The sequence below is a fragment of the Methanolacinia paynteri genome, from assembly GCF_000784355.1.
In the GTDB taxonomy this organism is placed as follows: domain Archaea; phylum Halobacteriota; class Methanomicrobia; order Methanomicrobiales; family Methanomicrobiaceae; genus Methanolacinia; species Methanolacinia paynteri.
On sequence record NZ_AXDV01000004.1, the window covers coordinates 1 to 19,178 of the forward strand.

The 19,178-nt window shown below is 46.6% G+C and carries 20 protein-coding genes; 10 read left to right on the forward strand and 10 right to left on the reverse strand.

All coding sequences use genetic code 11. The features are described from left to right. Positions 1-64: 64 nt before the first annotated feature. Complete coding sequence (locus tag METPAY_RS00435; protein ID WP_048148161.1) at positions 65-343, reverse strand: DUF4405 domain-containing protein; 279 nt, start codon at positions 341-343, stop codon at positions 65-67. A 6-nt stretch (positions 344-349) separates the two neighbouring features. Then, on the reverse strand, positions 350-1,081 hold the full coding sequence (locus tag METPAY_RS00440) for a DUF169 domain-containing protein (protein WP_048148164.1): 732 nt from the start codon (positions 1,079-1,081) through the stop codon (positions 350-352). A gap of 236 nt (positions 1,082-1,317) precedes the next feature. Here METPAY_RS00440 and METPAY_RS00445 point away from each other — a divergent pair, with 236 nt between their 5' ends. Next, positions 1,318-2,052 carry a DUF128 domain-containing protein gene (locus METPAY_RS00445; RefSeq protein WP_306413891.1) on the forward strand — a complete coding sequence of 245 codons (735 nt, stop codon included), beginning with the start codon at positions 1,318-1,320 and terminating at the stop codon, positions 2,050-2,052. 665 nt (positions 2,053-2,717) lie between these two features. Here the strand turns inward: METPAY_RS00445 and METPAY_RS00450 are convergent. From METPAY_RS00450 to thpR, 5 genes are all read right to left on the reverse strand, one after another. Next, positions 2,718-3,665 (reverse strand): DUF128 domain-containing protein, encoded by a 948-nt coding sequence (locus tag METPAY_RS00450; protein WP_048148168.1) that lies wholly within the window; start codon positions 3,663-3,665, stop codon positions 2,718-2,720. Positions 3,666-3,811: 146 nt separating this feature from the next. Then, a complete protein-coding gene (locus tag METPAY_RS00455; protein WP_084600631.1) occupies positions 3,812-5,134 on the reverse strand; it encodes a glutamine synthetase family protein in 1,323 nt (440 codons plus the stop codon). Between the two features lie 113 nt (positions 5,135-5,247). Next, positions 5,248-6,255: a phosphate uptake regulator PhoU gene (locus tag METPAY_RS00460; protein ID WP_048148172.1), complete on the reverse strand. Its 1,008-nt coding sequence runs from the start codon at positions 6,253-6,255 to the stop codon at positions 5,248-5,250. 175 nt (positions 6,256-6,430) lie between these two features. Next, the gene (cca, locus tag METPAY_RS00465; RefSeq protein ID WP_048148173.1) at positions 6,431-7,798 is read right to left on the reverse strand and encodes a CCA tRNA nucleotidyltransferase; all 1,368 of its coding nucleotides are present in this window, start codon (positions 7,796-7,798) and stop codon (positions 6,431-6,433) included. Continuing rightward, positions 7,795-8,334 carry an RNA 2',3'-cyclic phosphodiesterase gene (thpR, locus tag METPAY_RS00470; RefSeq protein WP_048148175.1) on the reverse strand — a complete coding sequence of 180 codons (540 nt, stop codon included), beginning with the start codon at positions 8,332-8,334 and terminating at the stop codon, positions 7,795-7,797. Before thpR ends, cca begins: the two co-directional genes overlap by 4 nt. 169 nt (positions 8,335-8,503) lie before the next feature. Between thpR and METPAY_RS00475 the strand changes: the two genes are divergently transcribed. The 3 genes from METPAY_RS00475 to METPAY_RS00485 all read left to right on the forward strand — a co-directional run bounded on the left by METPAY_RS00475 (position 8,504) and on the right by METPAY_RS00485 (position 12,013). Beyond that, positions 8,504-8,773 (forward strand): glutaredoxin family protein, encoded by a 270-nt coding sequence (locus METPAY_RS00475; protein WP_048148178.1) that lies wholly within the window; start codon positions 8,504-8,506, stop codon positions 8,771-8,773. Positions 8,774-8,776: 3 nt separating this feature from the next. After that, positions 8,777-10,978, forward strand: a complete 2,202-nt coding sequence (nrdD, locus tag METPAY_RS00480) for an anaerobic ribonucleoside-triphosphate reductase (RefSeq protein ID WP_048148179.1) — start codon at positions 8,777-8,779, stop codon at positions 10,976-10,978. Positions 10,979-11,116: 138 nt separating this feature from the next. Beyond that, positions 11,117-12,013 (forward strand): hypothetical protein, encoded by an 897-nt coding sequence (locus tag METPAY_RS00485; RefSeq protein WP_048148181.1) that lies wholly within the window; start codon positions 11,117-11,119, stop codon positions 12,011-12,013. 58 nt (positions 12,014-12,071) lie between these two features. Here the strand turns inward: METPAY_RS00485 and speB are convergent, their stop codons facing one another. Both speB and METPAY_RS00495 read right to left on the reverse strand, forming a co-directional pair. Beyond that, on the reverse strand, positions 12,072-12,926 hold the full coding sequence (speB, locus tag METPAY_RS00490; RefSeq protein WP_048148183.1) for an agmatinase: 855 nt from the start codon (positions 12,924-12,926) through the stop codon (positions 12,072-12,074). Positions 12,927-12,937: 11 nt separating this feature from the next. Next, positions 12,938-13,318, reverse strand: a complete 381-nt coding sequence (locus METPAY_RS00495) for a translation initiation factor IF-5A (RefSeq protein WP_013329184.1) — start codon at positions 13,316-13,318, stop codon at positions 12,938-12,940. A 79-nt stretch (positions 13,319-13,397) separates the two neighbouring features. On the opposite strand from METPAY_RS00495, the gene METPAY_RS00500 reads away from it, so the two are divergent. The 6 genes from METPAY_RS00500 (at position 13,398) to METPAY_RS00525 (ending at position 18,837) form a co-directional block, all read left to right on the forward strand. Continuing rightward, positions 13,398-14,171 (forward strand): bifunctional fructose-bisphosphatase/inositol-phosphate phosphatase, encoded by a 774-nt coding sequence (locus METPAY_RS00500; RefSeq protein WP_048148186.1) that lies wholly within the window; start codon positions 13,398-13,400, stop codon positions 14,169-14,171. A gap of 16 nt (positions 14,172-14,187) precedes the next feature. Next, positions 14,188-15,006 (forward strand): NAD(+)/NADH kinase, encoded by an 819-nt coding sequence (locus tag METPAY_RS00505; RefSeq protein WP_048148188.1) that lies wholly within the window; start codon positions 14,188-14,190, stop codon positions 15,004-15,006. A gap of 479 nt (positions 15,007-15,485) precedes the next feature. Next, a complete protein-coding gene (locus METPAY_RS00510; RefSeq protein WP_048148190.1) occupies positions 15,486-15,974 on the forward strand; it encodes an amino acid-binding protein in 489 nt (162 codons plus the stop codon). Next, positions 15,974-16,960 carry a homoserine dehydrogenase gene (locus METPAY_RS00515; RefSeq protein ID WP_048148192.1) on the forward strand — a complete coding sequence of 329 codons (987 nt, stop codon included), beginning with the start codon at positions 15,974-15,976 and terminating at the stop codon, positions 16,958-16,960. Before METPAY_RS00510 ends, METPAY_RS00515 begins: the two co-directional genes overlap by 1 nt. Then, entirely contained in the window at positions 16,944-18,062 is a 1,119-nt protein-coding gene (locus METPAY_RS00520) for a sugar-specific transcriptional regulator TrmB (RefSeq protein ID WP_048148194.1), read from the forward strand. Before METPAY_RS00515 ends, METPAY_RS00520 begins: the two co-directional genes overlap by 17 nt. 166 nt (positions 18,063-18,228) lie before the next feature. Next, complete coding sequence (locus METPAY_RS00525; RefSeq protein WP_052418599.1) at positions 18,229-18,837, forward strand: FKBP-type peptidyl-prolyl cis-trans isomerase; 609 nt, start codon at positions 18,229-18,231, stop codon at positions 18,835-18,837. A 2-nt stretch (positions 18,838-18,839) separates the two neighbouring features. Here METPAY_RS00525 and cutA read toward each other — a convergent pair whose 3' ends face one another. Further along, entirely contained in the window at positions 18,840-19,163 is a 324-nt protein-coding gene (gene cutA, locus METPAY_RS00530) for a divalent-cation tolerance protein CutA (protein ID WP_048148196.1), read from the reverse strand. Between the last annotated feature and the right edge of the window lie 15 nt (positions 19,164-19,178).

A 19,178-nucleotide genomic window follows, 5' to 3' on the forward strand; every position in this document is an offset into this window, starting at 1 on the left:
ACTAAGAAAATAAGATCAATAGCAGAAATTCAAAATTTCTTTAGGAAAAGATGAATTAAAAAAACTACTTTCTCAGGCTGCTGATCATACTTTTCATAAAACCGGAATGCATCGCCAGATGAACTGCCATAAGAATGATAAAAACGAGTGCAGACCAGTCATGGAACAAAACCCACTGGTGGTGATTCAGCCCTAGGAAACTATTGACAAAATCAGGATTCTTCCCTGCACCTCCGCTGCCCGTAGGCCAGAAACGAAACAGTACAAGGCCTGTCCCGGCCATAACTACAAGAGAGATCAGTGCAAGCAGATCGACAAGTGCGAGGGCTTTAATCCTTTTCATACCTGATTATTTGGACCCGGGGGCTCCCACAACTACAGGAAGTGCGTCAGCGACTTCTTTTAGCATCTCCGCGGGAATGCCCATCACCATGTATTCGTCATCGATCCCGGAGAACTTCCTGGAACCATCGCACCCGAGCGAGAAGTTCACCTTGCCGGTCATATAGGGATAGGCGCCGGTGTCGGCACATACGGACTGGATCCCTGCAAATTCGGAGAACAATCTTCCGCCTCCTTTATAAAGACATGCCTGGGCAAGTTTCAGCATCGAGATCGGTTTAGCGACAATTAAAACGACATTCGGATCGAACGGGGTTTTTTCAAGAGGCGCATATACTGTTGCATAGGTCACAGGCTTGTCACTTCCTCCCGGGGCTTCGATATGCGGTATCTTGCTTATCGTCCTCATGCATGCAGCCCATGAATTGAATTTTCCGAGCTTATAATAGAATTCTCCAGACTGCAGAGAAGGTGATAACGGCTTAAGGCCAAGCGCCCATGCACCCCCCATACACTGGTGCTTTTCGGCAGTAGCATAGAAGATCTTTCCTTCTTTCGCTGCAATGGAAACCATTCCGCAATGCCTTGTCGACTCACCGATCTCAGGTATTCCCTCGGGAATTCCTTCAGGAGATTTTGCAAATTTAACAGCCACGGGAGACTGGGGAAGATCCAGAATATCAATCAGTCTCTTCGATATTTCGGCATAATCCATTTCATTTCGTATCTCTTTAAGCATATCAATCACAATCCATAATTCTGCTTAACTCAGCCAACAGAACACAATACAGCATCTATCCATATAAAAGATGCTATAAACCAGTCTTTGACATTATGATTGTTAAAAGTATGCAATTTACTCATACCCAAAGATTACGCAAATTGAAACACGAAAATCGTGGCTGAAATACATAAGTTTTTTTTCTTTAATTTGAATATTTAAATAGAAATGCAGGGCAATCAATGATCAGACCGTTGAAATTTATAAATCACCAGATTGAAGAAAATGCAATCAAGGTAACATATAACCCCATAGAGAATACAGGGGAGGTTATCTACAATATTTCTCTTATTAAATCGGAAGACCTTGATTATTCCATCGATATATACAACGAAGCGTTCCATGCTGGACTATGCCTGAGTGACAGAGTCAGGTTTGCAGAACCGGGATGCAAATTTGGGGATTATAAAATCCCTGCAGGCAGTATAGGCGTAATAACAATCTGCAGCCTCACGCTTGACGCACTTCTCTATAAAAAAGGCGTCCCGCTCAACCCCATCGGAGGAGGTCTGGTCGAAGTGAGAAAGATGACCCCAAGAAGATTTACTGCGATGGTAAGATACGAATACACCACCATCGATCCGATAACGGTCATGATCTCGCATGGAAACACCTCAGTTCAGGAAGTAATCCACAATGGGAACGGCACAATCACCGCAAATCTCAGGGAGTGCCATATGGAAGCCGAACCAAGTGTCTTTGAAGTCCTGGACGATCTCAATGAAGCAGGGTTTTCAGGGGTTCTTGATGTAGGAGTTCCCAATATATCTCTTCTCGGAGTGCCGGTAACCCCTAATTACATGGGCATTGCAATGGTGGGAGGAACCAATCCGGCCGCAGCGATCATGGAATCCGGGAGATGGGTCGAGATTAATTCTATGAAAGGCCTGATCGATATATCGGAAATTGGTTATTTAAGGGATTATTGATCAAAAAACAATTTAAAATCAGATATTGCTGGCTCTTCGCTAATCTTTGTGGGTATAAAAGCAAGCCTCACTACTTTTGACAACCACTCGCCGCGAACCGCACAGCAGGTTCGCGGATCGGCCCCGACCCCGGGGCCTCTCAATTGTGACAGGCCGCACAGGGGATAGACAAGTATCCCCTGAGCGGCGAGTTGCGGTAAATTCATGGCGTTACAGAAAGGAATATGTCACGTTAACAGCTTAGGGGACCCTTGCCGGTCCCCTGAGCGTGCCGTGAGAGGACTATCTTAAGCAAGGCCCCTGGGTAGGGGCCGTCCGGCAGACCTGGCCGCCGGTGCCGGGGTCGCCCAAGTAAGGCATAGTAAAGTATGTAAGCAATACGGCGGTGCCATGTATGTAATGAACACATGTGAGGATGAAAAAATGCAAATCATTTCCGGTAATTGTTAGCTGTCCTAAAATTATTTACCCACATGAAACAGCGAAGAGCCATATTGCTTTTCACAACCGGTCTAAATTTCATTGCAGGTGAATAGCTATAACTTAAAAATGAACAACTCGTTTTCTCGAAGAACACCTGAAACTACGTTTCACAAAAAATACATTAGCTCGAAAATGGCAAGGCCATTTTCTCGAAAAACACCTGAAACTACGTTTCACGTGTTTTAATCAAAGAAACTGAACGGCATATTGCCGGCCCCGATCTCGTTTCTCAATTCAAAACCTTTCTCAACTGCGTTTCCGATAAGATTCATGCCGCTGTATGCAATCAGCGATATCCTGCAGGGATCGACAGGAGTATTCAGTACCCCGTTCCCCATGTCTACAGGAAACAAAAAACCGCATTCACGCATCATCCTGGAACCTTCGGACACAAGATCTGCAGCATCCTGCGGCACCTGGCGGACGTTTGCAAGCACCGATCCGGTCTTCTCCGCACAGGTCTTTCCAATCGATGTATTCCCCGAGGTGATAAAAAGCGAGAGGGGATCCACAGTCGTTCCCCTGTAGCCGATGAGATTTGAAAATCCGAGAGGCTTCCCGTTTTTTATGTCGATTACTCCACCGTAAGCCATTCGTACCGGAACTCCCATCTTTTGAAGAACACCATCCATAGTAATACTGCAGACAGTCAGAATTCCTGCATAACCGGGAGGAATTCGCGGGTCGGTATCGATTATCTTATATCTCGAAAAAAAGCTGTACCCCGATTCTATTACCTCGTCAAATGCACCCGAAACACCATTCACCTGGTCTTCAGGAACTACAGACAGATTATACCCCACATTTCCCCTGCCAGTCTCCGGATTGAAATCACTTTTAAATGCAAGTCTTTCAAGGCGGGAGATGATAAATCCGATTCGCTCGTCTACAAGGGCTCTCTCCGTTTCGGAGATCCCTTTAGCCGTAAGAAGACGACCGCGGTTTCCCACCTTTTTTGTAAAGCCCATATCGTCGAGATAGCTCAGGTAATACTGAACCGCCCTGTCGGTCAGGACGAAACCCCTCTCGCTCATGAGCTCAGAGAGCCTTTTTGCTCCTACTGGCTCCGGGTGATCCTTCAAAATTCTTAAAATTTCAATACATTTCCGTTCCGATCTTATAAAACTCATTGAAACAGACGAACTCCTGTATTTTTTGCCCCATATCGCGGTGCCGGATTCTTCTTGGAACCGCACGTATGAACCGGTACAGGATTATAGAATATTATTGCACTTAACCGCTTTGATTAGCGGAAGTAATCACAAAGAAAATAGTTTTAGTATTTTGAGAGGTATCTCTCTGTTTCCCAGGGATGAACTGCCGTCCGGAATGAGTCCCATTCCATCTTTGTTATGACGTTAAGACCATCAACTACATGGCTGCCAAGTGCCTTGCATATGACATCGTCTTCAGTCATGTATTTATTTGCGGTGTATAAATCGCCGGGCAGTGTGTCGATGTGCTCTTTTACACGCTGCTCTTCTGACATATCAAAGATGTTCTTGGTTGCATTTGCCGGGGGTTCCATATCCTTCTCTACACCCTCAAGTCCTGCTGCAAGAATTGCTGCAAATGTCAGGTAAGGGTTGCATGAGGGGTCGGGGCTGCGAAGTTCGATACGTGTGGAATTCCCGCGGGGTGCCGGGACCCTGACAAGAGCTGTCCTGTTAGCGGCACTCCATGCTATGTAAACCGGAGCTTCATAACCGGGTACGAGTCTCTTGTACGAGTTGATCGTCGGGTTTGCAACGCGTGTAATGCTTTTTGCGTGGCTGAGGACACCGGCGATGAACTGCATACAGGTTTTCGAAAGTTCAAGAGGAGCCTTCGGATCATAGAATGCATTCTTGCCATCCTTTGCAAGCGAACAGTTGCAGTGCATACCGCTTCCATTTATTCCAAAGACAGGTTTTGCCATGAAGGTAGCATGAAGACCATTCTGGAGTGCAATTGTTTTTGTAACAAACCTGAATGTAACTACATTATCTGCCGTTTTCAGTGCGTCTGCGTACTTAAAGTCAATCTCGTGCTGGCTCTCTGCTACTTCGTGATGAGATGCCTCTATATCGAATCCCATCTCCATAAGGTTGAAAATGATATCGCGGCGAACATCCTCTGCAAGATCGATAGGTGCCAGATCGAAGTATCCTCCGAAATCCTGGAATTTAACAGAAGGCTCCCCGTCAACCATCTTGAAAAGGAAAAATTCCATTTCAGGACCGATGTTGAAGGTGTAGCCCATCTCGGCCGCACGGGCGAGAGTTTTCTTGAGAATATACCTGGGGTCTCCTTCGAAGGGAGTGTCGTCGGGCTTATATACATCGCAGATGAATCTCGCGACTTTTGCATTCTCCGGCCTCCATGGAAGAAGAGAATATGTATCCATATCCGGCTTTAAAACCATGTCCGACTCTTCGATACGGGCAAAACCTTCGATCGAAGACCCGTCAAATCCAATACCTGCTGTCAGTGCTTTTTCAGCCTGACTTACGGGAATTGCCACATTTTTGATCTGCCCTTCAATGTCTGAAAACTGAAGACGGATAAATTTGACATTATCTGCCTCAATTCTTTCAAGCATCTTCGCAACATCTGTCATAGTCATAAATCTCATTGACATAGATTTATAGTTTACTCAAAGGTCAATTTAGACCATCTATAAACTATATAGAGTCCTATAGCAAAAAAGAATTTTAAATGAAAATTTCCCGTTTATTCTCTCATCATCACGTAATAATTGATCGAAGTTTCGCATATTACTCCCGAATATTCCCCAACACGCTTAAGGTTCTCTACAATATAACCCACGTGAACAATACCGGGCCTCTCCACATCAAACAGTTCGTGGCTGGCCTGGTTACATCTCTCGCTGAACTTCTTCACCCTCTCAAGAGTATCGTTTGTCATCTTCGGATCCTTATTGAAGAACGAGCGAACCGATGTCTCGAATATATCCATAGCTTCAACGGAAAGGGACTGGATAATATCGAGCATCTTCCTCTCCATCGAAATGAACATCAGGGTAAGGACATTTTCTGCGATCTTTACCACCTGATCTCCGGCTCTTTCCATTACTCTCGCGATCTGTAAGTAATGAAGCGCCATCTCTACATTCGTCCCCATCTCTCGTGAGAGCGAAACATTTCGTAAAAGCAGATTATACTGGCGGGATATCAGCCAGTACAACCTGTTGACGTCGCGATCCCTTGAGATTACATCCTCTGCAAGCTCCCTGTCACGGGACCTGAGGGCAAAGACCGAATCCCTGAGCATCTCCTGGATGATTACCTGCATCCTTGAGATTACATTGTCAAACGGCATCTCCCCCGGGTTTAAAAGATCCTTAATTACTATCAGCCGGTCGGTCTGTTCGGAGACCTCCTGTCCGATGGAAGCCTGGATAAACATCCTTACGGCCTTATGGGCAAAAGCAGGAATCCTTGTCGGCGAAGTCATCCTGATGGTATTGAACCCTGTAACATAAGCACCGATAAGCAGGCGGTACAGGTGTTCGGGATCTTCGATATTCTTCAGATCGATATTTTTTACTCTTTCGGCAGCCTGTCCGGTTATACGAGGGGTTATGGTCAGGGAGCCGTCGGGCTGGACAATAAGCCCTACAGCATCGTTCTTTTTAATATTTGAATCTCTCACCCAATCCTTCGGCAAAGAGACAATAAACGATGAACCGCCGGTAATCTGAACCTTTCTGATCTCCATATCATCATCACCAGGGCCTAAGACCCGCCGGGTCCGGCTCATTATGAGAATATATAGAATCTTCAAAAGTATATAGTTTGCCTGAACTCAGGTTAATACGAATATAGAAATGTCCCGGCAGTTTTCCAAAAAAATATAAAATTAATCAGGACATTAATTTTAGAGATCTTCAAAATCAGAGTATTTTCTGAATGATTCTGACATTGGCAGGTTCTTTATTGATATAATCATATAGAAACCCGGAAATCTCCTCATTCCATATCTCTTCGTTCCTTAAAACAGAGTACCTGTCTTCTATAGACTCTTTAACATTCTTCCCGAAACCTGATTCGATAAACTCAGGGGACTTAAGGAGAGAGAGTACATTCAGGTGCCTCCGTTCCACCTCAACTATATATTTCCCACCCTCAATATATGGCCCGGAGAATGTATGACCCAGGTGTTTTTTCAGGAACTTCTCCGCATTGGTTCTGTTCCATACGGGCGGCCCGGCCCTTTTCATAACAGGTGGGAGTTCCTCGTCAATGAGCTCGAAAAGGAGGACGGATCTTTCGTCACCCATATGGCAGTCGCTTCTCAGCACGCGAAAATCGTTTCTTTCAAAGAGGTTCACAAGACTTCTCAGGCTTTTCCTCAGCTGCGGAACAAGGATATCCGGGATCGAATCGGGATTTTCAAAGACAATAGCGAAAAAATATGTTCCGCGCCTGCGGATTGCATCATTGAACTCCTGCCGGGAGATCTTCTGCTGCTTAGGGATGATGAAAAATTCTTTTGCCGGATTTGAGATGTAATCCCTGCAAAATACCGAAAATTCGGACATTTTTGTCAATGACAGCGAAGAAGCCACGTTACGTTCGGGATCAACGGGATCGACGACTACAAGCGGTTCGTCGAAATCCTTTGCACGATGATTCTCTATATCGATTATAATCCCGGGAGTCCACAATGCCGCATTACTGATAACGTCATCGAAACTCCCGTAATGAAGGACAAGCAGTTCGCACAGGTAGCCTGCAAATCCTTCGGTCATATGATCCGACCCGTATACACCACATGATTTGGCGAACTGTTTCAGCAGAAGGATATCGTCTGTAAGATCCCTGACTCGGTCGCGGATATACCGGGTATGAAAAGGAGTCCTGTCCACGGCGCTCTGGATATGTGAAGCACTATCCACATTATAGCAGGGGACGAGATCAACATCGAATCCGTTGATCTGCGTATTCACATACGGGTGCTCGGCATATTTTTCCACGACCTCTCCGCCGAAACGCGTTGCAATATCCCTACCGAGTGCAAGACCTTTTTTCTCGAGCTCCCCTCGTGCGACCGAAGGATCGAAGAGCATGAATACATCCAGATCGCGGTCGCCTGAGATCCATGTATTCCGCGCAACCGATCCTACGACCATTCCTTTTGCAAACCCGCTGTCATCCACTTCGCGCACAAGGGCCGATGCCATATCGCAGATAAGACGCCTCTCCTCCTCGCCGGGCCTGATGCGTTTCAGGCATCCCTCCTCAACAGGAGACCTGTTCAAAATTCAACCTCCATCAAATCATCATATACAGGACCTTCGGGCTTTAAAATACTGCTTTTCAGGACGATCGATTCAATTTTAAACGACCCGAAATCAAAGTCGCCAAAAGATGCAACGGACTCCGCAAGGGACGGGTGGAATCTTTTGATCCTTGCAAGGGTGACATGCGGCTGAAACTTCCTCTTCTCTCTCAGGATTCCTTCCGGTTCAAGAAGATCCTCGATATGTACTTTGAGATCCGAAGACCTGCTCCCGTCGTATCCCGGTGTCCATATAACACGCGGTCTCGAAGGATTATTGAAGAAAATCCCGCGGAAAGCAACCTCATAAGGGCTGAATTTCACATCTTCAAGGGCTCTTTTTATCGAAGTTACTTTATCGGGCGCGACCTCGCCGATGAACTTGATCGTGATATGAGCAATCGCCGGATCTACAAAATTCAGATGCGCCTTTGAGAATTTCAGCTCGTTTTGCACCTCTCCAAGGCACAGCCTGAATTCTTCAGGAATTTCGACCGCAATAAAGACCCTTACCATTGACTATAATCTAATCCTGAACTTAATCAAATCATCCCAAAATCATGAAGTAAAAATTAAGATAAATGATTCATAAAGAGAGATCATCCTATGACCAAGACAAATAACGATAGGGTTTTTACTCATTTTAGACAACGTAGATCTAACCACCTGAAGGGGGAATTTTTTAGTGTCTGACAATCCGAAAATAACCGTATATTCACTTGAAGTATGTCCAAACTGTGAGCTTTTAAAGAGATTTCTGAAATCAAACGGTTTTGAATACACAGAGCTCGACCTGTCGCTTCCGGAAAATATGACTGAACTCCGGCTGAATAACGTCTTTGTAAGAGAAGCTCCCGTACTTCAGGTTGATGAGACGTTTCTTGTTTCCGGGGATATATTTAAGAATGGAGCGGTCGACGAAGAGAAAATACTTCCTCTGTGCAAAGGAGAGTAAAGGATGAGCAGGGACCAGCAGAAGAAATCCCTTCAGCGCACACTTGACGGGTTTACAGTACCGTCGCTTCCAAAAGTAAGAACTTCACGCGGGCTGATTCTTGACTGGGACCGGGAAAGGATCGTCCAGCAGCTCATCAAGGAATCCAAACTTGTCGAGGAGTTCTACGGCGGAAGTGCCGCAACAGAAGATCTCGCACGTGAGATTGCACAGAGCGTGGAGATAAAAATACAGAAGCTCGGACTGAAATTTTTAAGCGGACCGCTGATCAGGGAGATTATGAACACCACTCTCCTGGAAAGAGAGCTGTACCAGTACAGGAATGTCTGTACAAGGGTAGGAACTCCGGTCTTCGATGCCCACCTCATAGACGTAGGCAGCGGATTCGAATCACATGACAACGCGAATCTCCAGGAAAATGCCGAGACTTCCCATAAAAAGAAGGCCGATAAGATCAGCAAGGAACAGTACCTGCTCCAGCTCCCCCCGGACCTCGCGGATTTCCATCTTTCAGGCGACCTTCATATCCACGACCTTGAATATTTCGGGACAAGACCCTTTTGCCAGGACTGGGACCTTAGATATTTCTTCTATTACGGTCTGATGCCTGACGGAAACGGAACAAAAGCCTCGGTAGCAGGCCCGGCAAAGCGTCCGGAGGTTGCGATTCTACATGCGGTAAAAGCCCTGGGAAGCGCACAGACAAACTTCGCAGGCGGGCAGGGGTACTATAATTTCCTGACCTTCATCGCGCCGTACTTCGAGGGAATGGACTATGAAGGCATAAAACAGCACATGCAGATGTTCGTCTACGAGATGACACAGATGATGGTGGCAAGAGGAGGACAGGTGGTCTTCTCGTCCGTTCAGCTCAGTCCCGGAGTCCCGACTCTCTGGAAGGACAAGCCGTGCGTCTACAAGGGCAAGGTCTGGGACGGTGTGCAGGCGCCTCTCAGGACATATTCAGAGTTTGAAAGAGAAGTCAGGCTCCTTTTCAAGGCCCTTATGGATGTCATGTACGAAGGAGACTTTTGGGGAAAACCGTTCAACTTCCCGAAACCCGAGATCAGCATAGAGCCGGATTTCATGGAAGAGGATGAGGAATTCAACTCGCAAAACCCCGATCTCCCGACCTACCACGACCTGTATCTCATGACGTTCGAACTCGCCTCAAAATACGGAACACCATATTACGACAACCAGATCCCGGCTTACAGGGGAGCCGGGGAAGGTATCTCATGTTATCAGTGCTGTGCCTACCAGTTCTCGTCGATCGCCGACCAGGACGATCTCTTTGAAGACAAGATGTATTTCAAAGACGGGCTCCATTTTTCAATGGGCTCCCTCCAGGTAGTATCCATAAACTGTCCCAGGGCGGCTTACAAGGCGGAAGGAGATGACCAGAGACTCTTTGCCGAACTTAAAAAGCTGATGGATATAGCGACCGAGGTCTTCAAGATAAAAAGGAGATGGATCAACAGTATCAGGTCGAAAGGCAGAATGCCGTTTGCAATGCAGCGCCCGAAAGATCCGAATGATCCGGAAGGAGAAGAGAGAGGCCCGGTTGCAGTAGATCTCGACGGACTGGTCAATACCATCGGCGTCGTGGGCGTAAACGAGATGATCCAGCACCACATAGGATCACAGCTCCATGAGAGCAAGGAAGCGTTCAGGCTTGCCGTCAGGACAATGACTGAGCTTGAGATGTACGCAAAGGAGCTTTCAAGAAAACATAATATGACAATTGCACTCGCAAGGACCCCTGCGGAAACGACGGGACAGAGATTCAGCGTCGCCGATCTTCTTGACAGCCGTTTCCGTGAATATGCGGAGAAGGTCACGAAAGGAGATCTCGAAACTGCCCTCGAACAACTGGGAACCACATTCGACCTCCCCATATACTATACAAACGGAACGCATGTAACTCCCGGAGCAGACGTTCCTCTTACAAAAAGGATAGAGATCGAGCATGTGTTCTTCCCGATCGTAGACGGGGGAAACATTTTCCACATCTGGCTCGGGGAAGCAAGGCCGGACCCGCGTGGGCTCATGGATATGGCGATGAACCTGTGCAAAAACACCCAGATCGGATATTTTGCATTTACAAGGGATCTTACGGTTGCCCTCAAACAGTTCAAAGAATATAAAGCTGAAAAAACACCTGAACCGGCTCTTTCTCCCTACGATACCGGAGCAAGAGTCTGATCAATACTCATTTTCACAAATATTTCATAATACTCCTTTTTTTTGAAAAAATATTGAAGTGACAACAGTTTTTCCCTTTAAGATGATTCTATTAAAAACTTACATATAAATAGCATCATATTTCAAAATTATATAAGCATGCAAAAGCAGGATCTGGTAGTATTTATCGCAGCCATTCTGATAGTATTAATTCTGGCTTTTGTCATCAAACCGATAATGAACGGGGAGCCGGTACTTCCCGAACAGGGATCAGGGACAATATCTCTTCCTTCAAAGATCCCCGTTCCCGAAGGATCATCAGATAATCCGTACACTCCTTCTGTAATAATGGAGACCACCGCAACTCCTACGCCATCATGGGACGGTACGGCTTATAATGTTCAGTTTGTAGATCCGTCCACGTATAATATCGAATGGGAGGGATCGTTAAAAGATTTTGGCTATGCAATCCCGGCATATGCGGAACCTGAATCAAATGAGATGGTTCTCTACGCGACGATAAACGGGCAGTGGGACGCCACAACTCAGATTATCAGCATACCTTTCCCCCTCTGGGAGATAGATGCAAGAATAGAGGGGATAGGTGATGTCGGATTTAGCAACGAAGATGAAGATTCAGATGATGAAGGTGACGGAGTGGAAGGGCTTGTAGCCAGCGAAGGTGAAAGCCTTGGTGCAGAAGTCTCCAAGATGCACTTCATAATGCCGTGGGTGAACATTCAGGTAATGAATGCCGACAATCCCGAAGGCCCTATATATATCCTCAATACCCTCACCGAAGGTCCGGTCCCGATTGAAATCGACAAAGCCGAGGGATCTGCAACAAAGGATTATTTCCCCGGACAGGATGACGAAGATAATACAGATGAAGACGACGACGAGATCGACACACTCACACGTGAAAATGTCGACGAGTATAAATGGGTTCATAAATTCTATGAAGGCTCAGGTAATTACTACTTCATAATCAACCCGAATATGCTCAAATCCTATACAATAGATATCTACGTTCCGAAGAAATTTCTGGAATCCTGAAAAGATAACTGTCTAATATTTTTCTTACGGCAGATATTTTAAAATTGAAAATATGGAATTATTTCTTATTTTTAAGTCCTATAAGCTCGCGGATAATCTTGGCTGCAACTGCTGCAGTCTGGCCGTCGTCGATCGGGCAGACTTCCACATAATCAAAGCCGCAGCATACGGTTCCGAAACGATCTACAACAGCCCTGATATCCTCAGGCCGAAGCCCGAACGGCTCGGGGGTTCCGAGACCGGGTGTAAGACAACAGTCGATCGCATCTGCGTCTATCGAGAGATATGTCCTCTTTCCTGAAGTTTTCCCGCGGATCTCATCCAGAACATCGTCAAGGCCTCTGGCAGCAATATCTTCAGGAGAATATATACTGATTCGCGAATCGCTTCTCGCAAGGCCGTATTCTTCAACGGTCCCGCTTCTCGCACCTATGATGAATACCTCTCCTACGCCGAGATCAAGTACGCGCTTTGCTACACATGCATGGTTGTAGATGCTGCCTCCGAACTCCTCCCTCAAATCCAGGTGGGCATCGCAGACAATGTAGCATTCAGGAGACAATGCACGCACTGCCCCAAGTGTAACCGAATGTTCCCCGCCGATCATCACCGGAAATTTATCGTCTCCGGCAATCTCACGTACCGTTCTTTCTACCTGGTCTATGACAAGGTCAGGAAGACAGTCTATCTCAAGGTTGCCGAGATCACATACAGGAAGGCCTGACAGATCCAGATCAATCCGTGGGAGATATGTTTCAAAATTATATGATACATTTCTTATTGCATCGGGAGCATCACGCGTCCCGGCCTTATACGAAGTGGTCCCGTCATACGGAACTCCGAAAATAATTATATCCGAATCCTCATAGGGATATGAAGCGTCGGCAAAAATCGTATGAAAAAAATTTTCCATAAATATTTCAATTAATTGTCGAGCTTGCGCTTCCCCATTGATGAGATATACGGGACCTCAGATCCTGCCTCCAGAGCGGATGCCTTGTCTGCCCCGATATTGAGCTCGAACATCTCGAAATCCTTCACGTCCATCAGCTGAACGGTATCCCCTGCAATGGAAATAACCTGTGCGGTTCTCCTTTCCACGACAGGGACATATGTCTTTGCAGTTACGGGCTGGACAATCGAGCGCTTTACGCCGTCAAAAATTCCCGCTACATCGATCCTCGCCTTTGCCGCACCATGCTTTCCCGGTTTGGAGATTGCAATTCCCAGAATCTTGCAGGGCTCATCCTCTACAACGACATACCTGCCTTCTTTTAATTTTCCAATTTCAGTCTGTTCTTTCATAATAACCAAACTCTATTATTATATCTCAATCAACTTAAATAAATTCAACGACTAATTCACCGGAAAAAAGGATGAAAATATGAATTTTCAGGATCATTGCAACCGGATTGCCGACGATGTATTTGAGGCAATCAGACCGCTCAGGGATTCGGGAAAAGGTGCAGAGATAGTGAAACAAGGTGCCGACGGAACCCCCACAAAACTGATCGACGAAGCAGCGGAAGATATCGCAATAGAATATATCAGAGAAAACGGGCTCTGCAGTAAGATAATCAGCGAAGAGGCGGGCATTATAGAATTTGACGGAAAACCCGGAACGATATATCTCGACCCCATCGACGGGACTCATAATGCTATTACCGGCAATCCGTTTTTTTCAATATCCATAGCTTATTCGGACGGCAGGAGAGTTACCGAAGGTTATGTCCAGGATCTGGTAAGCAGGGAAACATTTTATTCGTCATATGGCAAAGGAGCATATATCAACGAGAAAAAAGTATCCGTTTCAAGGACCGAAGCTCTTGAAAAGAGTACTTTAAGCATCTACGGGAAAAAATTCCATCCAGAAACCATTGTTTCAATCGGGCAGAAGATACGAAGGATGAGGCTTTTCGGCGCATCTTCTCTTGAGATCTGCTATGTCGGATGCGGCCGTTTCGACGGATTTATAGACATAAGGCAGACATTAAGAACGACAGATGCCGCTGCCGGAGTCCTTTTCTGTACCGAAGGAGGAGGGAAGGTAACGGACATATCGGGAAGAAGTGTTGAATTCCCCGAAAATGTAACGGAGGGACGGACTCTTGTTGCGACCAACGGTTATATTCATGACAAGGTACTCGAATATCTTTGACGAAGGGATGATCTGAATGATAATAGGTATTGCTTCCAGGCCGGACGATAAGAGATCGCTGGAATATGCAAAAGATCTTGCCGGATTTATTGAAGGAAGAGGGCATGAGATCGTCCTTGAAGAAAGCACGGCCGAGAAAACCGGACTGGGTGAAGGAAAACCTGTCGAGGATATCCGTGCCGATATGATAATCGTCATCGGCGGGGACGGGACCGTACTCAGGACTGTCAGGCAGATGAAGACGCAGATCCCCATTCTCGGGGTAAATATGGGCCATGTCGGATTTTTATCTGAGATCGAACCTGAGGAAGCAAAAGAAGTCTTTGAAAAGATCGAGAAAGGCAAATATACGATAGAGAAAAGAATGCGTCTCGCCCTGAAGGTTGACGGCGAATATATTGGAGAGGCTCTGAACGAAGCGGTAATCGTTACATCCCGGCCGGCGAAGATTATCGAACTTACGATTAATATCGATTATATCCCTGCCGAGAGATTCAGGGCCGACGGAGTCCTCATAAGCACCCCTACAGGCTCGACAGGGTACGCGATGAGTGCAGGCGGTCCGATTGTAGATCCATGGATCGAAAGTTTCCTTATCGTCCCTATAGCAGCGTATTATCTTTCGTCCCGACCGCATGTCGTATCGAGTAGAAGACGTATCAGTGTCGAACTCGACAGCAGCAAACCGGCGGACCTCGTTATAGACGGAATATACGTTACCGAACTCTACAACGGGAATGTTCTCTCAGTAGAGATGTCGAAGGAGCCCGCACTTTTCGTCAATGCAGGGAGAAACTTCTTCGCGAAGGTTGACAAGAAACTGAAGAGGCTTTGAGTTTTTTTCATATTCCTTTTTCTGCTATTCATCAATTTAGGAATTTTTTTGGGCATAAGCCCCTTCGGGGCTGCCCCGGCGCTAAATTTGCTGCGCAAACTTGCGCAATGAAGATAGCCCGGCCTGGACGCTACCCTTTCGGGTAGCCTCGGCCGGGGAATGAAAAAACAAATTGATGATTGAAGGTTAGTCACCTTGGGTTTCGAAAGGGCGAAGCCCTTCGGTTGCCTCGGGCAGAGGATACTCAAATTCAAATACAATTTAACTGGAGCCGAAGGGACGCTTGTCCGTCCCGAAGGCGACCTATCGCCAGAGAGGAGGAGGGTCCAAGGGAGGGGGAGTCTTCCCCCGCCCTTCCACAAATATATTTTAAGGACAACAACCCCTTCCAAAAAAATCCCGAACCACGAATGTAAAACACTTATGAGCAATCGAGTCCAATTCAAAAGAAAGGGTGAATAAAAAGAATGCAGGTTTCAATGAAACTTGAAATACGGGATACGCCGGGGCAGCTCGTAGCCGCATTAAAACCGATATCCGACCTCGGCGGCAATATCAAATCCGTAATTCACGAAAGGGATCCCTTCAACGACACGGGCTTTCTCGACGTAAGAATTCTTCTTGAGATGCCGGAAGGAAAGATCAGGACGCTGACCGATTCCCTGAAAAGCCAGGGCGTCAATGTTCTCAGGATAAACGAGGAAAGGTTCCTGATTAGAAAATCGGTCATCCTCATTGGCCATCTCCTGCATACAGACCTTAGCGACACCGTCGATAAGATCGACAGCACGGGATTTGCCGAAGTGGGAGAACTCGCCATGATTATGCCCTCGATAAACGAACCCACCTCAGCCAAGATGACAATAATATCCGAAAACCTCGGGAACCTGGAAGAGGCAATGAATCTACTGAAAGATATCGCGGAAGATAAGAAAATCCTGGTCATAGAACCCCTGGAGGAGTTCTAATGAAAATAGCAATACTCGGGTTCGGGTCCGTCGGAAGGGGCATCGCACAGATCGTTGCAGAGAGAGATACCGGTCTTGTTATTACGGCAGTTGCCGATTCCAAAAGCGGCTGCATCGACAATAACGGAATCGATCCGCTCGAACTCATAAACAGGAAAGAAGAGACAGGACTCTGCGGGGAAAAAGGGATAACGGCTGAATATATTATTGAAAATGCCGAATATGACGCTCTCGTCGAGGTCACGCCCACAAATGCGGAAACCGCCGAACCCTCGCTGGGTTATATCAGACTCGCCCTCTCACGCGGCAGGAACGTAGTAACATCAAACAAAGGTCCAATCGCCAAAAATTATGCCGAACTAAAAGATCTTGCCGATAAGAACGGGGTCAGGCTCAAGTATGAGGCGACAGTCTGCGGCGCCATCCCGATCATTCATACGCTCCAATATGGCCTTGCAGGAAATAAGGTAAAAAGGCTTTACGGAGTATTCAACGGGACATGCAACTACATCCTCACGCGAATGGCGGACGAAAAACTAACCTACAAAGAAGCACTTCTTGAAGCCCGCGAACTTGGGTACGCCGAGGCGGACCCGACATACGACGTGGAAGGAATCGACGCCGCAATAAAACTCGTCATCCTTGCAAATGCGATATTCGGGATGAACAAAAAAATTGAAGATGTAGAGATAACGGGAATCAACTCCCTGACATCGCAGGCGCTCGAACTTGCGGAGGAGGACGAACTTACCATAAGGCTCATAGGCGAGATAAACAATGAAAAAGGCATTCTGAAAGTCTCGCCCCGTGTCATTCCCAAGAATCACACGCTTGTCGTCCAGGATACCCTGAATGCTGTAACCATCGATACCGATCTTGCGGGCGAGATCACTCTCATCGGAAAGGGTGCAGGCTCGATCGAGACCGCAAGCGCGATAATATCCGACCTTTTATTCATATCGAACTGCCATGACGGGAGTCCTTGAAAAGAGAAGAGAACTGCTTAGGCTGATGAGGGAATACACCCTCGAAAAAGGATTTTTTACCGCAGGCGAAATCGCCGAAATCACTTCTATTCCAAGAAGTACCATGCAGGACTGGATCAACCGCCTGATCGAGGAGAAATGCGTAGTATTAAAGGAGGAACAGAGAGGACGAACTCCGGCAAGGTACATAACTTCAACTGCACTTCTCCAGGCGGCATGCAAAAGGATCTTTACGACCGTGGACGGAAACAGGGTTGCAATCTTTCATCACTGCATGAGCAGCGGATGTGCAGGATTCTGCCGTTTTCACCATAGCCTTGCAGGCGGAGTCATTGATTCGGTCCGGAGGGACGGAACAATCCTGATCGAATACGCGGACCTGGGTAATAACGAACTGAAAAAAGATATCGAGATCGGCCTTTATCCCAACCCGGCGGTAGGCATCATAGGGATAAGAAAAGAAGACGGATATATCGTTCAGACCATCAAAAGCACAGGCGGACCTGCCTACTCCCTTACGGATATGATGGGTATGGCACGAGGCGTTGAAAAGATCGATATAAAATTCGTCGGAAACATCGTCGCAGGAGAGGTCTATACAAAGGCGATGACCCATGTGATCATCGGTATAGACGATACGGATTCAAAAGACGGCGGCGCGACCTTTGCATTCACACTCGGGCTCCTACAATACCTCTCGAAATTCAGGGGGGTCATTCCCGTAAGCCACAGGGTCGTGATGCTCAACCCGAAGATAAAGTACTGTACTGCAGGAAATTCTGCAAGTTACATTGAGATTGCAGTCGAGCCTGAAGAGCTTGAACACATTATAGAGATTGCCTCCCGTTTTGTTGAAGACGAAAGTAGTTCGGCAGAATATGGTTTTGCGCTCAAGACTGGGTTCATGATCCCCGATTCGCTCAGGAGATACGGAAATACGGTCAGATTCAAAGAGATCGATATGGAACTTGCCGAAAGAACCGCGAAAGAAAACGGGATATTCCTGGCAGGAAAAAGAGGAAAGATTGGAGCGCTTGCCGCAATCGCTTTCAGGGGCCTCGATAATGATATCCTCATCAACCCGTCAGCAGAAATAATCTGATCAATTCTGCCTGTTTTCTCTTCAACACGAATAAAGAACCCATTTCGCCAGTTCACGATTCGATTTTGACACCCGTATGGGCATCATTGTTTTGCTTAATTACCGGAGTTCAGTACCAAAGATTATATGTCAAATCAAATTCGAATTTTAAGGCTGAGGAAATAAGATGGCAAAAAAAATATTATTCCTGCTTGTCCTTTCCGCAGCACTGCTTCTGGTCTTATTCAGTGGATGCACGGACAGTACAGGAAATACAAACACGAATAACAATAACGTTACAGAGCAATTTACTTTCACTGTGACCCCGGAAGCCACAAAGAAGATTAATACAACGAGTACAGGCATCGTCGCAGAAGTGGGCGACACCGTATCTGTGCAGTATATCGGAACATACAACAACGGTACTGTCTTCGACGAATCCGAATCAGGTGATCCGCTCGTCTTCACGCTCGGCAATAAATCCATGATTACAGGATTCGAGGATGCCGTTTACGGGATGGAAATCGGGGAGACAAAAAGCATTCACCTGACTCCCGATCAGGCATACGGGGAATACAACCCGGATTATGTGATCAATATGAGCAGGGGTATGATCTCAAACGAAACTGAGATCTACACGGGCGAACAGCTTATATTGAAGGGTGCCGACGGTTCATTGATCCAGGTGACGGTTTTAGAAATCACCAACGATACAATCGTTGTCGATGCTAATTCTATGATGGCCGGAAAAGAGCTGAACTTCGAGATCACTCTCGAAGATATCGACAAGGCCTAACATCATTCACCTCTTCTTTTTACCCATTCGAGATAGGCATCAGATCCTCCTGTCACCGGAATTATGATAATTTCAGGAAGATCATAGGAATGAATCTTCAATATCTCATCCTTCAGCATTTCGGCTTTAGCAGTTGATGTCTTAATTATCAGCAGATCCTCGGTATCGCAGCAGTATTCTCCTTCCCAGACGTAAGACGACTTAACAGGAAATACATTGATGCAGGCCGCAAGTCCTCCCCCGATAAGGTGACTTACCAGGTTCCCGGATTCTTCAGGAGCTGCCGTGCATAATATTAGACAGACACCGGTATCATGGTCATTCATGATACGGGATTCGAT

Coding starts and splice junctions, on each gene's coding strand:
- METPAY_RS00515 (WP_048148192.1), top strand. CDS start 15,974: ATGAAAATAGCAATACTCGGGTTCGGGTCCGTCGGAAGGGGCATCGCA.
- METPAY_RS00520 (WP_048148194.1), top strand. CDS start 16,944: ATGACGGGAGTCCTTGAAAAGAGAAGAGAACTGCTTAGGCTGATGAGG.
- METPAY_RS00440 (WP_048148164.1), bottom strand. CDS start 1,081: ATGCTTAAAGAGATACGAAATGAAATGGATTATGCCGAAATATCGAAG.
- METPAY_RS00450 (WP_048148168.1), bottom strand. CDS start 3,665: ATGAGTTTTATAAGATCGGAACGGAAATGTATTGAAATTTTAAGAATT.
- METPAY_RS00495 (WP_013329184.1), bottom strand. CDS start 13,318: ATGAAAGAACAGACTGAAATTGGAAAATTAAAAGAAGGCAGGTATGTC.
- speB (WP_048148183.1), bottom strand. CDS start 12,926: ATGGAAAATTTTTTTCATACGATTTTTGCCGACGCTTCATATCCCTAT.
- METPAY_RS00460 (WP_048148172.1), bottom strand. CDS start 6,255: ATGGAGATCAGAAAGGTTCAGATTACCGGCGGTTCATCGTTTATTGTC.
- thpR (WP_048148175.1), bottom strand. CDS start 8,334: ATGGTAAGGGTCTTTATTGCGGTCGAAATTCCTGAAGAATTCAGGCTG.
- METPAY_RS00455 (WP_084600631.1), bottom strand. CDS start 5,134: ATGACAGATGTTGCGAAGATGCTTGAAAGAATTGAGGCAGATAATGTC.
- cutA (WP_048148196.1), bottom strand. CDS start 19,163: ATGAATGACCATGATACCGGTGTCTGTCTAATATTATGCACGGCAGCT.
- METPAY_RS00510 (WP_048148190.1), top strand. CDS start 15,486: ATGAAACTTGAAATACGGGATACGCCGGGGCAGCTCGTAGCCGCATTA.
- METPAY_RS00485 (WP_048148181.1), top strand. CDS start 11,117: ATGCAAAAGCAGGATCTGGTAGTATTTATCGCAGCCATTCTGATAGTA.
- METPAY_RS00505 (WP_048148188.1), top strand. CDS start 14,188: ATGATAATAGGTATTGCTTCCAGGCCGGACGATAAGAGATCGCTGGAA.
- nrdD (WP_048148179.1), top strand. CDS start 8,777: ATGAGCAGGGACCAGCAGAAGAAATCCCTTCAGCGCACACTTGACGGG.
- METPAY_RS00435 (WP_048148161.1), bottom strand. CDS start 343: ATGAAAAGGATTAAAGCCCTCGCACTTGTCGATCTGCTTGCACTGATC.
- METPAY_RS00525 (WP_052418599.1), top strand. CDS start 18,229: ATGGCAAAAAAAATATTATTCCTGCTTGTCCTTTCCGCAGCACTGCTT.
- METPAY_RS00500 (WP_048148186.1), top strand. CDS start 13,398: ATGAATTTTCAGGATCATTGCAACCGGATTGCCGACGATGTATTTGAG.